This window comes from uncultured Planococcus sp. (assembly GCF_947501725.1).
GTDB lineage: Bacteria > Bacillota > Bacilli > Bacillales_A > Planococcaceae > Planococcus > Planococcus donghaensis_C.
On the sequence record NZ_CANMXD010000034.1, the window covers coordinates 1 to 578 of the forward strand.

The 578-nt window shown below is 56.6% G+C and carries 1 protein-coding gene; it reads left to right on the plus strand.

Annotated features, from left to right (window positions below):
- Nucleotides 1-578 (plus strand): citrate/2-methylcitrate synthase (locus Q0785_RS20260; RefSeq protein WP_298834613.1); only part of this gene is annotated, 578 nt, incomplete at both ends.

A 578-nucleotide genomic window follows, 5' to 3' on the forward strand; every position in this document is an offset into this window, starting at 1 on the left:
GGCTTGTTCGACGAACAGGCGGAAGTGATGGAACCGGAAGCGAATTACAACAAAGCCATCAAAATCCAAGCGAAGATTTCGACGCTGGTGACGGCCTTCGGCCGCATCCGCAACGGCCAGGAACCGGTCGCGCCGAAAACGGACCTGAGCTTCGCAGCCAACTTCCTGTACATGCTGTCCGGCGAATTGCCGGAAGCGATCGAAGAGGAAGCATTCAACAAAGCCCTTGTGCTCCATGCCGACCATGAATTGAACGCCTCGACGTTCACGGCGCGTGTGGCAGTGGCAACGCTATCTGACGTCTATTCCGGCGTGACAGCGGCCATCGGCGCCTTGAAAGGCCCGCTTCACGGCGGCGCCAATGAACAAGTGATGAAGATGCTGACGGAAATCGGCTCGGTCGACAACGTAGAGAAGGTCATCACGGAAAAATTGGCGAACAAAGAGAAGATCATGGGCTTCGGCCACCGCGTCTACCGCAAGGGCGACCCGCGTGCGAAGCACCTGCGTGAAATGTCCCAGAAACTGACGAAGATCCGCGGCGAAGAAAAATGGTACGACATGTCGGTGAAAATCGA